Annotated in this window: 18 protein-coding genes; 14 read left to right on the top strand and 4 right to left on the bottom strand. The window is 63.1% G+C overall.

Features of this window, described 5'->3' with window-relative positions:
• Positions 1-400 precede the first annotated feature (400 nt).
• From ABD742_RS17185 to ABD742_RS17215, 7 genes are all read left to right on the top strand, one after another.
• Positions 401-1066, top strand: coding sequence for a hypothetical protein (locus ABD742_RS17185; protein ID WP_234751127.1), 666 nt, complete (start codon positions 401-403; stop codon positions 1064-1066).
• A 49-nt stretch (positions 1067-1115) separates the two neighbouring features.
• On the top strand, positions 1116-2561 hold the full coding sequence (locus ABD742_RS17190; RefSeq protein WP_234751126.1) for a DDE-type integrase/transposase/recombinase: 1446 nt from the start codon (positions 1116-1118) through the stop codon (positions 2559-2561).
• Complete coding sequence (locus ABD742_RS17195) at positions 2558-3370, top strand: ExeA family protein (RefSeq protein WP_234751125.1); 813 nt, start codon at positions 2558-2560, stop codon at positions 3368-3370. The genes ABD742_RS17190 and ABD742_RS17195 overlap by 4 nt, the downstream gene beginning before the upstream one ends.
• 183 nt (positions 3371-3553) lie before the next feature.
• Entirely contained in the window at positions 3554-5140 is a 1587-nt protein-coding gene (locus tag ABD742_RS17200) for a putative bifunctional diguanylate cyclase/phosphodiesterase (protein ID WP_344788624.1), read from the top strand.
• A 191-nt stretch (positions 5141-5331) separates the two neighbouring features.
• Entirely contained in the window at positions 5332-5823 is a 492-nt protein-coding gene (locus tag ABD742_RS17205; protein ID WP_234751121.1) for a MepB family protein, read from the top strand.
• Between the two features lie 271 nt (positions 5824-6094).
• A complete protein-coding gene (locus ABD742_RS17210) occupies positions 6095-6766 on the top strand; it encodes a hypothetical protein (RefSeq protein WP_234751120.1) in 672 nt (223 codons plus the stop codon).
• A gap of 428 nt (positions 6767-7194) precedes the next feature.
• Complete coding sequence (locus tag ABD742_RS17215) at positions 7195-7464, top strand: hypothetical protein (protein WP_344788628.1); 270 nt, start codon at positions 7195-7197, stop codon at positions 7462-7464.
• A 52-nt stretch (positions 7465-7516) separates the two neighbouring features.
• Here ABD742_RS17215 and ABD742_RS17220 read toward each other — a convergent pair whose 3' ends face one another.
• Positions 7517-8269: a GAF and ANTAR domain-containing protein gene (locus ABD742_RS17220; protein WP_234751118.1), complete on the bottom strand. Its 753-nt coding sequence runs from the start codon at positions 8267-8269 to the stop codon at positions 7517-7519.
• 122 nt (positions 8270-8391) lie between these two features.
• Between ABD742_RS17220 and ABD742_RS17225 the strand changes: the two genes are divergently transcribed.
• Positions 8392-8757 (top strand): TfoX/Sxy family protein, encoded by a 366-nt coding sequence (locus ABD742_RS17225; protein ID WP_234751117.1) that lies wholly within the window; start codon positions 8392-8394, stop codon positions 8755-8757.
• 44 nt (positions 8758-8801) lie between these two features.
• Here ABD742_RS17225 and ABD742_RS17230 read toward each other — a convergent pair whose 3' ends face one another.
• Positions 8802-8990 (bottom strand): YegP family protein, encoded by a 189-nt coding sequence (locus ABD742_RS17230; RefSeq protein ID WP_234751116.1) that lies wholly within the window; start codon positions 8988-8990, stop codon positions 8802-8804.
• Between the two features lie 639 nt (positions 8991-9629).
• Here ABD742_RS17230 and ABD742_RS17235 point away from each other — a divergent pair.
• The 6 genes from ABD742_RS17235 (at position 9630) to ABD742_RS17260 (ending at position 13511) form a co-directional block, all read left to right on the top strand.
• A complete protein-coding gene (locus ABD742_RS17235; RefSeq protein WP_234751115.1) occupies positions 9630-10364 on the top strand; it encodes a GAF and ANTAR domain-containing protein in 735 nt (244 codons plus the stop codon).
• Positions 10357-11136: a GAF and ANTAR domain-containing protein gene (locus tag ABD742_RS17240; RefSeq protein WP_234751114.1), complete on the top strand. Its 780-nt coding sequence runs from the start codon at positions 10357-10359 to the stop codon at positions 11134-11136. Before ABD742_RS17235 ends, ABD742_RS17240 begins: the two co-directional genes overlap by 8 nt.
• Positions 11137-11252: 116 nt before the next feature.
• Entirely contained in the window at positions 11253-11972 is a 720-nt protein-coding gene (locus tag ABD742_RS17245) for a GAF and ANTAR domain-containing protein (RefSeq protein WP_234751113.1), read from the top strand.
• A 9-nt stretch (positions 11973-11981) separates the two neighbouring features.
• Entirely contained in the window at positions 11982-12305 is a 324-nt protein-coding gene (locus ABD742_RS17250) for a hypothetical protein (protein ID WP_234751112.1), read from the top strand.
• 289 nt (positions 12306-12594) lie between these two features.
• On the top strand, positions 12595-12771 hold the full coding sequence (locus ABD742_RS17255; RefSeq protein WP_234751111.1) for a hypothetical protein: 177 nt from the start codon (positions 12595-12597) through the stop codon (positions 12769-12771).
• Between the two features lie 272 nt (positions 12772-13043).
• The gene (locus ABD742_RS17260; protein ID WP_234751110.1) at positions 13044-13511 is read left to right on the top strand and encodes a hypothetical protein; all 468 of its coding nucleotides are present in this window, start codon (positions 13044-13046) and stop codon (positions 13509-13511) included.
• Between the two features lie 583 nt (positions 13512-14094).
• Here the strand turns inward: ABD742_RS17260 and ABD742_RS17265 are convergent.
• The gene (locus tag ABD742_RS17265) at positions 14095-15081 is read right to left on the bottom strand and encodes an NAD-dependent epimerase/dehydratase family protein (protein ID WP_234751108.1); all 987 of its coding nucleotides are present in this window, start codon (positions 15079-15081) and stop codon (positions 14095-14097) included.
• The gene (locus tag ABD742_RS17270) at positions 15078-16016 is read right to left on the bottom strand and encodes a helix-turn-helix transcriptional regulator (RefSeq protein ID WP_234751107.1); all 939 of its coding nucleotides are present in this window, start codon (positions 16014-16016) and stop codon (positions 15078-15080) included. Before ABD742_RS17270 ends, ABD742_RS17265 begins: the two co-directional genes overlap by 4 nt.
• Positions 16017-16141: the final 125 nt, after the last annotated feature.

Raw genomic sequence — 16141 nt, forward strand, 5'->3', positions numbered from 1 at the left:
TTGTTCCGCGGGTTTCAGGTTGCCGGAATGCAACGCATTGTTCAACCCAAAGCGGTGAAACCGGTGTCCGTTCGGAGTCTTGGCGTGATATCAACAGTCGGTGAGGGACACTGAAAGCATTGCGACGCCGTACAGCCAGCAGAATGCCCTGATGCTGGGAGCGCTTGGGTTTGAGGCGATTGTTCTGCCAGGTTCCACCCGGGCCCTCGAAGTTGTGTTGCGCGTCGCAGTGTTTGACGGTGGGGGCGTCTTTGCCGGTGACGATGCAGGTTTTTCGCGTGATGTCTTGATTTAGTGCCGTTGGCGGCGTCAGGCTGACGATGACCGGATACAACGAACGGCCCGGCGTGAGGTTTCGAAGGTTCACGCCGGGCCGCTCTGACGCGTAAAGGGCGCGCCGATGCTCACGGTAAATCATGATGGTGTCTCTGTCGAGTCGGATCTGGCCGGGGGTCTCTTGGAGTGCCCGGGGTGCAGGGGCAGGCTGCGTCCGTGGGGCTGGGCGCGGGAACGGCTGATCCGCCACGGAACCGGGGCAGGACGGTTCCTGTTGCGCCACCGTCCGCGCCGCGGACGCTGCGCCGGATGCGCTGCTACCCATGTGCTGCTTGAAGCGGGGTTGGCTGCGCGCCGGGCCGATACGGCTGCGGTGATCGCCGCGGCCGTTGAAGCCAAAACCGCAGCGGGCCACGGGCACCGGAGGATCGCGTCCTGGCTGGGCCGGCCTGCGTCCACGGTGCGCGGCTGGCTGCGCGCATTCGCGGCTTCCGCCGTCCCGATCGCCGAAGTGTTCACCGCCCTTGCCCACCGTGACGGGGCGGACGCGGCCGGACTCTGGCCTGCCCCGGAACCAACGCCGGCCGGGCGGGCGCTGGCCGCGGTCACCGCCTACGCGTCCGTGCTCGCGGAACGGTTCGCCGTCGCCGCGCTGCCGTGGCACAGCGCTGGCCTTGCCGCGGCCGGTCCTTTCTTCTTCAGCACCGGACGGTGGCATGGAGGGGTGCAACACGAATTGGCTCTTACCCCGGAGATCCGGGGCGGCAAGGGTGAAGGAAGCACCGGCTGAACCCGCCGGGGCCATCCCTTCGTGAGCCTTTTGAAAGGACTGCGTCCCCATGACAGACGCCAAACCGCAGCGCGGGCCCCTGGCCCGTAAGGACCGGGCGGAGAAGACCGCCCTGTTCCGCTACCAATTGATCCGCGGCGCCGCAGACAAAACCCTGACTGGCCGCCAGCGCGGGCCCATGGTCCGGGCACTTGCCGCCGCCGAGCATACCGGCCCGGACGGGCAGCCCGTGCGCTACTCGCGCGAAACCCTGGACCGGTGGATAAGTGCCTGGCATCGTGACGGGTTCGACGGGCTCAAGCCGCGGGAAAGGGCCGCGGGCCCGGCGACCCCGGAGACTGTACTGTCCCTGGCAGCGACCCTGAAGCTCGAGCGCCCGCAGCGCACCGCGGCCCAGGTGCGCAGGATCATGACCGAGACCCTCGGCGACGCCCCGTCCGAGTCGACACTGCTGCGCCACTTCCGCACCCTGGAGATCCCCACCGGCACCGCGGCGGCGGCGACCGGCCGGTTCGAAGCGGGCCGCCCGAACGAGATCTGGGTCGGCGACGGGCTCCACGGGCCCCGGATCGGCGGCCGGAAGACCTACCTCTTCGCGTTCCTGGATGACCATTCCCGCCTCGTCACTGCGGCCCGCTGGGCGTTCGCCGAAGACGCCGTCAGGCTCTCGGCCGCGCTGCGCCCGGCCCTGCAGACCCACGGAATCCCCGACGCCGTCTACGTGGACAACGGCAGTGCTTTTGTCGATTCGTCCCTGGCCAGGATCTGCGCTCGGCTGGGCATGAAACTGATCCATTCCAGGCCTTACAGGCCCCAGGGCAGGGGCAAGATCGAGCGTTTCTTCAACACCGTGACCTCCCAGTTCCTCTCCGAAGTCACCGTGCTCGACGCCCCGGTCCAGACGATTGTTCCGGGCACCGGGGAGGATCCTGCCGGGACCGCGGTCACCTCGATTCAAGAGCTCAACGCCTTGTTCACCTCCTGGGTCCAGATGGTCTATCACCGCACCGTGCATTCCACCACGTCGATGACGCCGTTGGCCCGCTGGGACGCAGGCTGGGAAAAACGGCGCCCGGACCGGAAGGACCCGGACGTGATCGCCGAAGCGTTCCGCTGGTCCGTGACACGGAAGGTCACCAAAACAGGGACCGTGTCCCTGCAGGGCAACACCTACCAGGTCGACCCGGCCCTGGCCGGGGCCCGCATCGAGCTCATCTATGACCCGTTCGATCTCACCGCCCCGGTCGCCGTGACCGCCGCCGGCGGCGTCCCGGCCGGGAAAGCAGTCCTGCTTCAGATCCGCCGGCACGTCCACCCCAAAGCCGTCAACGCCGCCAAAGACGCCGACACCGGAGCGAAGAACGCCGCCTCGGGCATCGACTACCTGCGCCTGGTCGAAACCCGCCACAAAACCGCGATGACCGGCGCCCCGATCAGCTTCGAAAAAATGGCCGCCGGCGCCGGCGCGACCGGAACCACTGGAGGACCCCGATGAGCATCTCAAACCTGCAATCCCACTACGGCTTCACAACCATGCCCTTCGGCCGCTCCATCCCGGTCCAAGCCCTGCACCCGCACCCCGGACACCGCGAGGCGGTCGCCCGCATCCAATGGTGCGTCGCCCAGCGCCAGACCGGGGTGATCACCGGGGAAGTCGGCGCCGGCAAGACCGTCGCCGTCAGGGCAGCCTTGGCCCAGCTCGAAGCATCCCGCCACCAGGTCGTCTACATCTCGGACCCCACAATCGGCATGCGCGGGATCCACACCGCGATCGTGACCGCCCTGGGCGGCTCCCCGGCGTTCTACTCCGGAGTCCTCGCGCACCAGACCGCATCCCTGCTCGCCGGGGAACTGGACGAACGCGCCCGCCTGCCCGTGGTCGTAATCGACGAGGCACACCTGCTCGGCAACACCGAGCTGGAATCCCTCCGCATGCTCACAAACACCGGGATGGACACCGGCTCGCACTTCGCGCTGCTGCTGGTCGGCCAGCCCACCCTTCGCCGCCGGCTCAAACTCGCCGTCCTGGCCGCACTGGACCAACGGATCTCCACCAGGTTCGCGATCACCGGAATGGACCTGCCCGAGACCGCGGACTACATCCGCCACCACCTCAAATTCGCCGGTAGATCCGACACCCTCTTTTCCGACGACGCCATCGCCGAGATCCACCAGGCATCACGCGGCTACCCAAGAGCGGTGAACAACCTCGCCGTTTCCGCCCTGATCGCGACCTACGCCAGCAACAAAGCCATCGTGGACGTCTCCGCGGCCCAGTCCGCGATCACCGAGAACAGCGAGTAAGAAAAACCGCCGTCACCGATGACCATCACCACGTCACGACGACGACGAACGCCCCGCCGGTCACGATCCGGCGGGGCGCTTCCATGCCCGCCCGTCGCCACGGATCGTGACGGCCACATCGTCAAATAACGCGACGCCTAACAAGTTGACGAACTCTTCAGGGCTGACAGCAGCCTGCGCGGGGTGGTGGTCGATTCCCCGGCCGGCCCGGCGTTGTTGAGCCGGGATCAGCTGGAATACAAGATGTCGGGCCGTCTGGGGTTCGGCCGTGCGCTGCATGCCCGGGCGACGGCTGCGGACATGCTGGGCGCATCCCACTTCACGGTTTCGGACGGGCTCGGGATGTCCGAAGCGGTCGCGGTCATCCTCGAGAGGCCCGAAGCGATCCGTTACCAGGATCTCCTTGTTGTCGGCGAGGGCACACCGCGGATCGTGCCGGTCTCGGAAGTCTTCGAAGGGTTGTCGGCCGTTTTCCGGCATGCCTCCCTGCATGATCCGCTCACGGGCCTGCCGAACAGGCGCATGCTCGAGCTGGAAGCACCGGCCCTGACCCGGGACACCCACCGCTCACGGATAGGGATCCTCTTTATCGATCTGGACGATTTCAAGGGCGTCAACGACACCTACGGGCACCGGGCCGGGGACATCGTGCTCGCCGAATTTGCCCAACGCCTCACAGGGTGCGTCCGGGACGGGGACACCGTGGTCCGGCTCGGCGGGGATGAATTCGCTGTGCTGCTGGTCGGCGTGGACGAAGCCGAAGCCGGAGCCGTCGCCGACCGTGTGCTGGAATGCATGGACGAGCACTTCGTCGTTGACGGGCAGCACCTGGACGTTACCGCCACGCTCGGCCTGGCCATGGCGAGTGATGTCACCGACGAAGGTGCCTTGAGCCGGCTCGAGGCAGTCCTCCGGCACGCCGACGATGCGATGCTCAACGCCAAACACGCCGGCAAACGCCGCGTCGGTCGAATCTCCACGGCGGTGAATGCGGCAGGGATCGCCCGCGAAGCGCTCATCCGCCGCCGGCTTCCCGGCGCTCTTCCGGACGGCACGTTGAGCCTGCAATACGAGCCGCTCCGGGACCTGGCCACCGGAGAAGACCACGGTGTCGAGGCGCTCGTGCGCTGGATGGATCCTGAACTGGGCCAGGTCCCGCCGGCCGAGTTCATTCCCGTCGCGGAACACACCGGGGAGATTCTCAGGATCGGCGCCTGGGTCATCGACCGCGCCTGCTCGCAGGCAAGGCTGTGGTCCGACGCCGGAACCCCACTGAGGGTCGCCGTCAACGTTTCACCCCTGCAACTGGCATCCGGCACGCTCGTCGCCGACGTCCTGGGCGCACTGGACAAACACGACGTTCCGGCCGGGCTCCTGGAAATCGAAATCACCGAAGGCACCGCAATCACCGACATGCCCGGGGCGGCGGTGCAACTGCAGCAACTGATCGACGCAGGTGACGGGGTCGCCCTGGATGACTACGGGACCGCCTACTCCACCCTCGCGCTACTTCGGGCCCTTCCCCTGACGACCGTCAAAATCGCCAAGTCCTTCATCGACGACATCGACACAGACGCACGTGCCGCGGCCATCGTCAACGGACTCATCCACGTCCTGCAAGCCGCAGGAGTCAAGACAACAGCCGAGGGCGTCGAGCGGACCACGCAACTCACTGCACTGCGCGGCATGGCCTGCGACACGGCCCAGGGCTACCTGATCTCACGCCCCGTAGCTCCCGCCGACGTCCCCGCCGTCAGCTGCCGCCCATGAACTTCAGCAACGGCACGGGTCCAGCGGACCGGAACGCGTCGATCTCACGGAAATAGAACCTCCATTTGAGTGCCCAAGAGCCCGCCAAGCATCGGGTTCGACTTACCAACACGGTCGAACAACGTCGTCGGTCTACTTTCCCGCTGCGCCCGGTAAGCGATCGTCAACCGGACAGGTTTCAGGCCGGATTCTTGAGCGAATACAGTTTGAGGGTGAATTTCCACGCGTTCAAGCGCTTTATCGACCTTGCGCCTGCTCCTGCCGATGCACAGCCTGTCATCCAAGTTGAAGAACAGAACAACGACTACGAATCTGGGGTCGCCCGCATCGGGAAGGAGCAGTGGCGAATCCGCACCGCCCGGATCACGTCGACGAAGCCGGGAGCCTTCGTCGCGGTCTGGAAGCGCGGCGAAGGCGGATCGACCAGGCCCTTCACTGCTGACGAGTCGATGTCTGGACTGCTCGTCTTCGTAGAGGAGCAGGAACGGTTCGGGGTCTTTCAATTCACCAAGGCGCACCTGATCTCGCTCGGATACGTCAGCTCCGACTTTCATCCCGGCAAGCGCGGTTTCCGCGTCTATCCCGCATGGTGCGCCGACCTGAATCCTCAAGCGTCACGCACTCAGCGTGCGCAGGAGGCTGCATTCGTCGAGTTTCCTTCGAGTAATGCATCGCGACCCTAACTGACGTTCCGGTCATCTGGGGACGGCAGGCTCGACAGCATCGCCCCTAACGTGGACGGGGCGGCCCTGCCGATGTCCGTCGTCGAGGGCTGAGAACTCCCCGAAACCCGAACCCTCATCGGATCCGGCTCACCGACCCCATGGGCAGTGCAGGATTTTCGAGCCGCCGTGCGCCGAGATCGATGGAACCCAACGTGAGATATACACTTCAGGGGGCTCATCGAGTCCTTGGAGAATGATCACAAAATGTAGGCGCTAACAGGGGGCAGGCATGGGCGCGAATTCAACAGACACCGAATGGGGCGAGCTCGGACCGACGCAGGCGTGGAAGGCCGCTCGACGCTATGCGGCGTTGGGAGATCGGAGCGGTGTGCAGAGGGCCAGCACCGTGGTTTCCGCCACCGTCTCCCTGACACTGGCTTCCCTCGCCGGCATGGTTGTCGGCCGCGGCCCAGTCGCGGCAAAAGCAGGGACCGAGCGCGAGTACCGCGGGTTGGCCGTGTTCAGGGCTCTGCTCGCGGCAGCCATCGGCATTGCACTCGGAACCCTCGTGACCACGACCGTTCCCGCCTCGTACAGCTTTGGGGTGATGGTGGCATTCGAGTTGATCATCATCGGCTGGATGGCGTCCATCTTGCCGTCTCTCAGGTTCCACCGTTCGCGTGGTCTCAGGCTGAATGCCCGGAGGTGGAAAAGGAGCCATCGAGTCAGGCAGCTGTGGATCGTTAGCGCCCTGGTCCACGACCCGGAAGCCACCGCCGACGAGCTCGAAGCCGCGCTGCGGACCCTAGTACCGGATCTCAGCCCTGGTTGGGCATCGATAGTGTTTACGACCACAGATGTACAGGTACAGGCATTGCAGTGCCTCGGGTTCAGCCGCGCCAGCGAGAATTCCGGATTGATGTATCGCACGGTCACAGCAGCCCTGCAGCCCAGCAGGTGAGCACTCTTCGCCACGTGACCGAGAAGGATCCCTCACCGTGCACAGTTCGGGTTGGGAAGCCAAGTGCCGGCGCCCCAATAGGCTCACTTACTCTTGCGACGCAGGCGGGCCCTGAGGACCATAACCCAAGCATCTCTAAGCGAACAGGTTCAGACTTGAGGGCGTGGCGGTCAATTCCACGATTCCCTTGTCAGTGCTCAAGGTAATGACTATTCCTCCCGGAAACACTGACTACGGCGCCTTCCGTCGACAGCAGATCCGGTCAAGGAAAAACCGTCAACAATTCATCCGGGCAGACCATCTTCTACACCACCGTCGACGGCGACTCATTCGACAGCATCGGCTACAAATTCCGGTGCACCACCGAGCAGTTGCTGCAGTACAACCCGTCCCTGACCGTGGACCGACCCATCCCCGCGGGGACCAAGGTGAGCCTCATACCCGGAGAGCTCAAGATCGACGGCGCCCAAGGCACCTCCACCGCCGACGCCGACGGGATCCCACTCACGTACACCACCGCCCCCGGGGACACCGAACGCCAGATCTCCTTCCGTTTCGGAATGCCTGATCTGGAGTGGGCGAACCGACCGCTCACCGGCACCAGCCGCGTCTGGTACGCCTTCGCCGACCTACCCACCGGGGAGCTCGCCCCCGGCCAGACAATCAGCCTCGCGGTGACCAAGCCCATCCACAAGTAGCGGTCCTACCGAGGCCATCCAAACTGCCACGGCACTCCGGCTGAGCCCGTTCCTACCCCTCGAAGTGAGTTTCGATCCCGCTCCCTGAGAGCTGTTCGATCAGTTCGGTGGCTACGTCCCGTAGTTTGCGGTTGCGGTTGCTGGAGACCTTGGTAAGGATTTCCATCGCTTGAGCCTGCGAGCATCGGTTTTGCGCCATGATGACACCGCAGGCCATGTCGATGGCGGTCCTGCTTTGCATGGCTGATTCCAGGTCTTTCGCCCGGTTGTGGGCGGAGTCGATACGCACAGACAGGTGGAGTACGTTGCGAGCGGCGGCGGCAAAGCCCACGGCCTTGTCGAAGACATCCGGGGTGAACGCGCCTGGCTTGGATGCGAAAAAGTTCAGCGCGGCGCTGGCGTCGTCGCTGATTTCCATGGGAATCCCCAACGAGCTATGAATGCCCATCCCGGCGAATTTTTTGGTGACCTCCGGCCAGCGCAGATCGGTCGAACCGTCGTCGATGATCACAGGGGACATCTCCCGGAGTGCCTTGATGCAGGGGCCGTCACCGATAGCCTGCTCAAGCCGGTCAAGCTCCACGGCGCGTGCGCTGCTGCCGGCTGCAGTGAGGGGCCGGCGCCTGACTTTGACGGTGACTGCGCACTCGATCTCGTCGCCGGAAGCCTCAGAAATCGAGGCCGCAGCGAGCCTAGAGAGCCCGGTCAGGAATTCAGATGCATTCCCTGCGCCCACTAGAACAGACTGAAGTTCCAAAATGCCTTGGAACTGGCCTGCAGGCTCGTTTTCCGGTGAACTCGACATTGGCCCATCCTACTGTCCTCGTTTGACAAGGAGAACGGTGCCCGGACGCTGGCAGCCCGCATCCCGCCGTCGTATGCTTCAGGCAGGCCCAGGCTTTCAATCCCCTACCCCGGAGCAGGCACATGCAGATTCCCAAACCGTCCGACGCCGACAAGGACCGCTTCCGCGCGGTGGTGCCGGAGAACCCTGATGTCGTTGTCAAGCCGATGTTCGGCAACCTGGGTGCCTTCGTGAACGGCAACATGTTCGCAGGCCTGTTCGGCCCGATGATAGGTGTCAAGCTGTCCGACGCCGACCGCGCGGCGCTGGAGGCCGGCCACCAAACACTTCCATTTGGCCCGGAGGGTCGTGCGATGGGCGGCTACGTCGGCCTGCCCGAGGCGTGGAGCGACAACGAAGAACAAACCGCGGAATGGGTCGAGAAGGCTTTCGAGTACGTTGCAACTCTTCCACCGAAAGCGGCGAAACCGCGTTCGTCGAAGAAGTAACTGCGGCGGCGGCGACGCCAGCCGCACGCACAAAGCGGGGCAGCTCAGAATCGGGAAGTGTGGTCTTCAATCAGTCCGCTTGCCGCGATCTCACGGAAGGCGTAGATCCCCCGGGCTGCGGCGTCCTTGTCATGGAAAGGGACGGAGACGGCAAGCTCTTTCCCGAACTCGTCAACCAGCCTCACCCTGCAGCTGCCCCCGTTGTCAGTGAACACTTCAAAGTGTCCCGCCATCAGAGAAGTTCTCCCCGACGGCGTCCGGAAGCAAGCTTGGGCATCCCGGGACGCCTGCTAGTCGGGCTGTCGCTGAGCGGTTGATGATTTCCCGATTCGCGTCGCCGTTTCAGCTCGCTCGTAACGAGATCCAGCAACGCCTGGGCTGGCTCGGAGAGTCGGTGGGTTGCGGCCGTGTGGGCTATTTCGCCGCAGTGAAGAAGCACGAGACGGATGCGTTCCAATTCGCGCGAGGGCACGGATGGCCATCGCCGAAACAGTTGGTGAACCGCGCTATGCCTGGGTAGGTGGCCCCGCCAAGATCCATTGGAGGTGAGGTGGGGCTGACTGGGTTGAATAGATGCCATGACTGGCCTCCTCGTACTAAATCGAGAAAGCCAGCTGCTTGACCTCTACCAGCATAAGTGACCCACGTCATATCAACCAATTTCGGCTTGCTTCCAATAGAAACCAGACCGGTAAACGCGGGCGTTCGGGCTCTCGTGTCTAAAGTTCCCACGAGGGCGTAGTGTCGAATTAGTAGATTTCGGGATGGTCGTTCGGGTCCGGGGATTGAATATTAGGGCTGTGCAGCGCGCGAGCGGGCACGGCTACAGGTCCGGGTTGGGGATCCTGGGCACCCCTTGGAATCGAGGCCGCATGGCCAGCAATAACGCAGTTACCAATACAGAGCAATTGCAGGACCTCCTGCTTGAAAGTCCGGGCTTCACCGAATTTCTCCTGGGTTTGGCCACCATCTCAGCATCGTTGTTGGACGGTCGGGAACCTTTGCTGTGCGCTATCACTGTCGAGCGGGATGCCGGCCCCTCAACGGTGGCCAGCAGTTCCGCTGCGGCGCAGCGCATGGACGAAAAGCAATACGCGTTCGACGACGGCCCTTGCCTTACGGCCTTGCGTCACCAACATCGCGTGCTGATTGATGATCTGCAAGCCGATGCCCGCTGGGCACAGTACGCACACCAGGTGGAAGGCGAAGGTATTCGCTCGGTCCTCGCAGTGCCTATCCAGACAGGCTCGTCGTCACGCGCAGCCCTGAACTGCTATGCCTATACCACCGGAATCTTCAACGAGGCCACCGTTTCCCGCGTACTGGAGCATGCCCAAACAATTTCGAAGACACTGAGGTTGGCGCTGAGGCTTCATATCCCGGAGCCGTACCCTGAACACTTGCGCTCCGCCCTGCAATCGCGCGCCGCAGTGGACGCTGCGCTGTCCTTGATCATGGTCGAGAACCGCTGTGGACGGGACGGCGCCATGGAGCTCCTTCAGCTCGCTGCGCGGAACAACAACCGGCGTCTTCATGACATCGCCGCCGACATCCTGAACAAATCAGTCCCCCAGGATTGGACTTCACCCAGCGCCGACCATGACTAGTACGGAGCGGAGGCCAACCCGCACTGCGTTGGCCGGATTGGCTGCTCACCCGGATCAGGATCTTGGCATCGCCTTCCAGGATCTTGTCTTGGCGAGCGCCGACGTCGCCGAATTCCTTGGTGCTTTAGCCAACCTGGCAGCGGCCGCTCTCACAACTGCCTACACCGACGTCTCGTGCGGTGTCACCGTTGTGACGAAGAAAAAGGGCATCACCACAGCCAGCAGCGATGAGAGAGTGCGCGCTCTCGATGAGCTGCAGATTGATTTCGGCGACGGCCCTTGCCTCACAGCACTTCGGCACAATTCAGTGATCCTTGTCCTCGATACCCGCCATGAATGCCGTTGGGGTGACTACATGGAGGCAGTTTGGCGGAACGGCATCGGATCCATCCTGGCGGTCCCGCTTGATCTGGCCGGTGAAGCCGAGGCCGTGATGAGCCTCTATTCGACCACCCCGCACGGGTTTTCCGGACCGGACATTACAGCCGCGGAAGAATTCGCCGAGAGTGCAGCGAAGTCCTTGCGTCTGGCTTTGACGATCTCCCAGTTGCGTAACGCCCGGGACGATCTCACTGCAGCCATGCAGTCCCGCTCGACCATCGACACCGCCGTCGGCATTGTCATGGCGCAAAGCCGATGCGGACGCGACACCGCCTTCAAGGTTTTGACCCGGGCTTCGAATAGCCGGAACGTCAAACTCCGGGACATAGCCGCTAATGTCATTGCCTCCGTTTCGGGCGAGACGGACCCAGAGGCCTACTTCGACGAATAGCCAAAGCGTGGGGAATGGTCCGGACTAAGCTAGGAACAGCGCACCAACTGCCGTACTGGATTCTCTTTCACAGGAAGGCTGCGGCTCGATGCACTCGACCTAGATGAATGAGGACTATGGCGCGGAAACTACCGCTGGATGAACTGTCGACCGTTATCGCGCGAATCCAGGGCCTGCTGCTGACGGAAGAGAAGGTGGACCGCGCCGTGCGGTTGCTTGCCCGTGCCATCAAGGATTCAGTGTCCGGAGCCACCGGCGCGGGGGTCTCTCTTCTGGATTCTAGGGGCAGGCGAACCAGCAGCGCCTCGACGGACGAAGTGGTCACCCTTGCGGATGCCCTCCAGTATGAATTGGGCCAGGGACCGTGTCTGACAGCCTGGGCCATGGAGGAAACGGTGATCGTCCAGGACGTCGCAACGGATCCGCGCTGGAGCGAATGGTCTGGTGCTGTGAAAGGCATGCCTATCCTTTCGGTGGTCAGCACCCCTTTGATCGCCGAGCAAGAATGTATCGGCGCTTTGAAGATCTACTCGGACGTCGCCGGGGGTTTCGGCGAGGACGCGGCCCGAGTGTTGGAACTGTTTGCCGCCCCGGCTGCAACGCTGCTTGCGAATATCCAGGCCAGCGAAGCGCCCCATCGCATCAGCGAAGCCTTGGCTGAGTCCCTCCATAGCCGCGACCTCGTCAACCGGGCCTGCGGCATATTGATGCAGCGCCATGCTTTGACCGTTGACTTGGCCCTTGCCGAACTGATGTGCCGGGCCCGGCGGCAGAACAGCACACTGGGTCAGATCAGTGTCGATCTCGTCGCCGGGATTCCGGCGGCCCTGGACTAAGGCCGGCCCGTGGGCTTCGATCCGCATGAACCACAACAGCAGCGCATGCTGGCCGCTGCCATGAAGTCAGCACAAGTCAACGTCGGCGAACTCTGGCTCAAGTACTTCAGCCTGGGCGGCGAAGTTGGCGAATACGAGGTGGAAGCCTATCTCCAAGGCCTCCTCTCCCTGCCCGTCTTACAACGTGACCTCCTGGCCATGGCCGCCAACGAACTCATCAACAAATTCCCGCAAGGTCACGCCCCCTACTCCGATGAGCTCGGCCCGGACGGTGACTCCCGTAGGAAGGAACCCGGATCCGGGACGCAGCAGCGGCCGGAGTCTGAGGACTAGGCGGCGCGCTGCGTCGCGGGCAGGGGTACCAAACACGTAGACGCCCGCTCGTCTCCACTGAATTTGGCGAAATTCACACTGAGATTCGCCCAAAACGCACGGAGATTCGACCAATCCACACGGAGACGGGGTTTCGCAGGTTTATCTTTCTCTCAGGACGGGGCCGCCAGCAGCTCAACAACTGACCGCACTTTCCTAACCAAACGATGTCGACCTAACCCTTTGGGGGGATTATGAACTGGCACCAACTTAGCGGCCTGTCTTGCCTGGGGATTTGGATGATTGCGTCATGAAGCTCCTGACCCTCTCCGCGGCCGTAATGCTCTTGATCGTTGCTACCATCGCGTTCTTTAACAAACAGATCATCATGGGGATCCTGTCGGTAGCCGCATCGGGGGCAAATCTCGCGACATGGTTTGTCTATAAGAAGCAAGCAAAGCAGGTCGGTCGTGTTGAGCCCAACTGATCCGGATAACCCAGTCGTCAGCGGCGCCTGGGCTACGCCTGTTTTTGGCATCGTCTATTTGGTGTTGGTAATCGTCGCGCTTGCGTCGCTGATGGCGTCAAAATGGATTCCCGCTCCAGTCAAAGTAGCGATTGTCGTCGGGATCTTTGCGGTGCCGTTTGCAGGCTCAGTTGCGTGGATTATCTACTCACAAGCGCGGCACAGGAGGTCTGAAGACCGTCCAGAAGATCCTGGAGAGGCAGGTCTAAGTTAGACGCGGAACTGGAGAAGACATGGTGATATCAGAGGTCCGGCTGGCAAGACGTTCCAGAGTCTTGATCTGGGTAATTGTCAGCGCTTCAGTCATCGTGTTGGTCGTGTCAGCTCTGGTCTCGGGCATCTTTTTGCCCGGGCTCCTCATGGCCGCCGGCATCGTGGCTTTCACCTGGGCGATTGTTCGGATGACCGTCTCCATCGCCATAGCTGGGGAGAAAATCGTCCTGCGCTGCGCGCCGTTCTATTCAACCGAAGTGTCGATCTCAGACGTTTTGGCCGTAGCGACGGCCGAGGATACGTCCCTGTCTGACGGATATGGTTTCCGGGTCATGGGCCAGGGCACCCGAGGATTGTTGGCGGGAGGGCCTGCGGTCGCTTTGGAAACGAAGACCCGCCGATGGATCGTCTCAACCGCCCATCCCGAAGAGGTTGTATCAACAATCCAGGATCAAAGTGCAGGTAACCCGTGGCATGAGGAGCCGTGAAATGATCACCGCAGAACAAGCCCGCTACGTGATGCTTCACGGTTGGAGCGGCTTGCTGACTCTCGCAATAGCACTCTTGGGCGTGGCTATGATTTTCATCAGCCCCCTTCGCGAGTTGCTTGGGCCGCTTTGGACCGGGTATCCGGCGATAGCGTTTGGGTACATCTTCCTTGGTGTCCCGGCGATTCACCGTTACCGGTTAAGAAAAGCCGGTCAGGGCCGCGCCCTTTAGGGGTTGCGGGTAGCGCAACTCCAGAGTCGTTAGTTGGCTACGCGCTTAGGCATGGTGAGTCCGCACGGCCTTCGGGCGGGGTTCTTCCAGAAGTTTCGCGGCCTGTTTGTCCGGCCGGCCGGGCTGGAATCCAGGCGACAGCCGCGAGCCTCGTGATGTTCCTAATCTTCGTCCTCAGCCTCAACCAGGGATTCCCTTATTTCCGCCCAGGAACAAACACGCGGAGCAGCACCCGTTCCGAGAATATCCTCCACCAAGTCGCCGAGGCCTCCCTCCACTCCCTGTGAGAAGAGTTGGTGCCGGGGCTCAAGGTCAAATGCAAGCGAGATCAACAACTGTCCACGTGACCGATCAGCCCGCCAGGACCCTCAGCGGATTGGCGACGCGGAGCTGCCCGCGTTCGATCAACCAGGTGATGGATTCCAGCACAGCTTGTTCGGGCTGGTACCGGGGAGCGTAACCCAGCAGGGACTTGGCCTTCTCGATCGTGAAGCAATGGCTGCGGTAGAGGTGGCCCCAGCTCGATTCGGCGTACTCCGGTGTGGTCGATTCGCGGAAGTGTTCCCACGTGACCGTCTCCAACGTTGCGGACTGGCCGAACCAGCCGGGGGCGATGTCGGCATATCCGCGGACGGTGAGCGCGGTGGGGGCGACGATGTTGAAGTCCTCGCCGGCTGCCGCGTCGCGGTTCTGGATGGCTTTCTCGAACGCCTGCGCGACGTCGTCCGCGTGCACATGGTGCATCAGTTCGGCGCCGCTTCCAGGAACTTGCAGCGGCTGGCCGGCAGAGAGGGCGTACCAGACGGCGGGGTCGAGGTTCCCGAGCGGACCGATCGGGTGCCAACCGGGCCCGACGATGTGGCCAGGGTGCACGGACGTGGTGACGAGTCCGCCGTCGTCGGTCTCGTCTTTCAGCATCCGCGCGATCCGGTCCTTCTGGATGCCGTACTCGCCGAACGGGGCTGCCGCCGATTCGGAACCCTCGGCGATCGGTAGCTTGAGGCTCTGGCCGTACCGCCACACCGAGCCGCAATGCAGCAGGTGCCCGGCCTCCCCGCGGAGCCGGTTGACGAGCGAGCTCGCCGATTCGAACGTGAAACAGACCAGATCGACGACGACGTCGGCCTGCAGTGCCGCGACCCTGTCACCGAACGTGCCGTCCCGGTCTTCTTGCTGCCGGTCGGCGATGACCCGGCGCACCTGCTGCCACTCGGGCGCGTCGCCATAGCTTTTGTGGGTGCCACGGCTGATGTTGATGACTTCATGGCCGGCGCGCACCAGCCGGGGGACGAGGAAAGATCCGATGTGACCGCTGCCGCCGATGACGATGACCTTCATTGCTCTCCAGTGCTTCGTGACGATTTAGCTGTGAGTGTTTGGTTCTGGGCGGGGTGACCGGACGGCGGCGGCGCGAGCCTTCGCGCGGCGAGCTGGTCGTTGGTGGCGGCCCAGCTGGCGAGGAGTGCGAACTTCTCCGCGGATTCGCTACCCTCCTCGACGCTATAGATCCCGATCCACAACCCCTTCTCCCCCGGCATCTCAAACACGTCGTAGGTAACGTCAACGACCCCCACCACCGGGTGCTTGAACAGCTTCCGGCCGGTGCGGTGCTCGTGCACGTCTCGCTCAGCCCAGTTCGAACGGAACTCCGGGCTGCGGGTGGAAAGCTCCCCGATCAAGGCGGTCAGCTCGGCGTTCAGCGGATCGCGTCCTGCTTCCATGCGAAGCATTGCTGCTGTCATCTGCCTGGCCAGCGGCCAGTCCACGTAATAGTCCTTCGCCCGCGGGTCCAGGAAGATAAACCTCGCGAGGTTGGGACTGTCGGATTCAAACTGCGGCGAGTACAGCGCCCGCCCCATGAGGTTCGAGGCGACGAGGTCATGTTGACGGTTCCACACCACGGCAGGAACACTCATGCTGTCCAAAACCCGTTGCACCGATTCGCGCACTACCGGCTTCTTCTGCCCGGTCCTAGCGGCGGCTGTCGGCGCCGTGGCGGTGCGGGCGAGTCCGAAGAGGTATTCCCGTTCGAGCTCGTTGAGTTGCAGGGCATTGGCGAGGGCGTTCAGTACATGCTCTGACGCCCCGCGGAGGTTCCCCCGCTCGAGGCGGGTGTAGTAGTCGAGGCTAACCCCTGCAAGCATGGCCACTTCTGAGCGTCGGAGGCCGGGTACGCGGCGCTGCCCGCCGAAGTCCTGCAGATCGGTCTGGGACGGGGTGATGTTGGCGCGGCGGGACATCAGAAACGCCCGCACTTCATCTTTCGAACTCATACCTTCCACGGTAGGGCGTGGACCGGCAACAGTGGGAGGCCCTGCCGGGGCCCCTTTTGGACCCGGGTGAGGGGTTCTAAGGGGGCCTCTCAGTGTTCGCTTCTACTCCGATACCGTGAATTTGA

Source organism: Arthrobacter ramosus (genome assembly GCF_039535095.1).
Taxonomy (GTDB): Bacteria; Actinomycetota; Actinomycetes; order Actinomycetales; family Micrococcaceae; genus Arthrobacter; species Arthrobacter ramosus.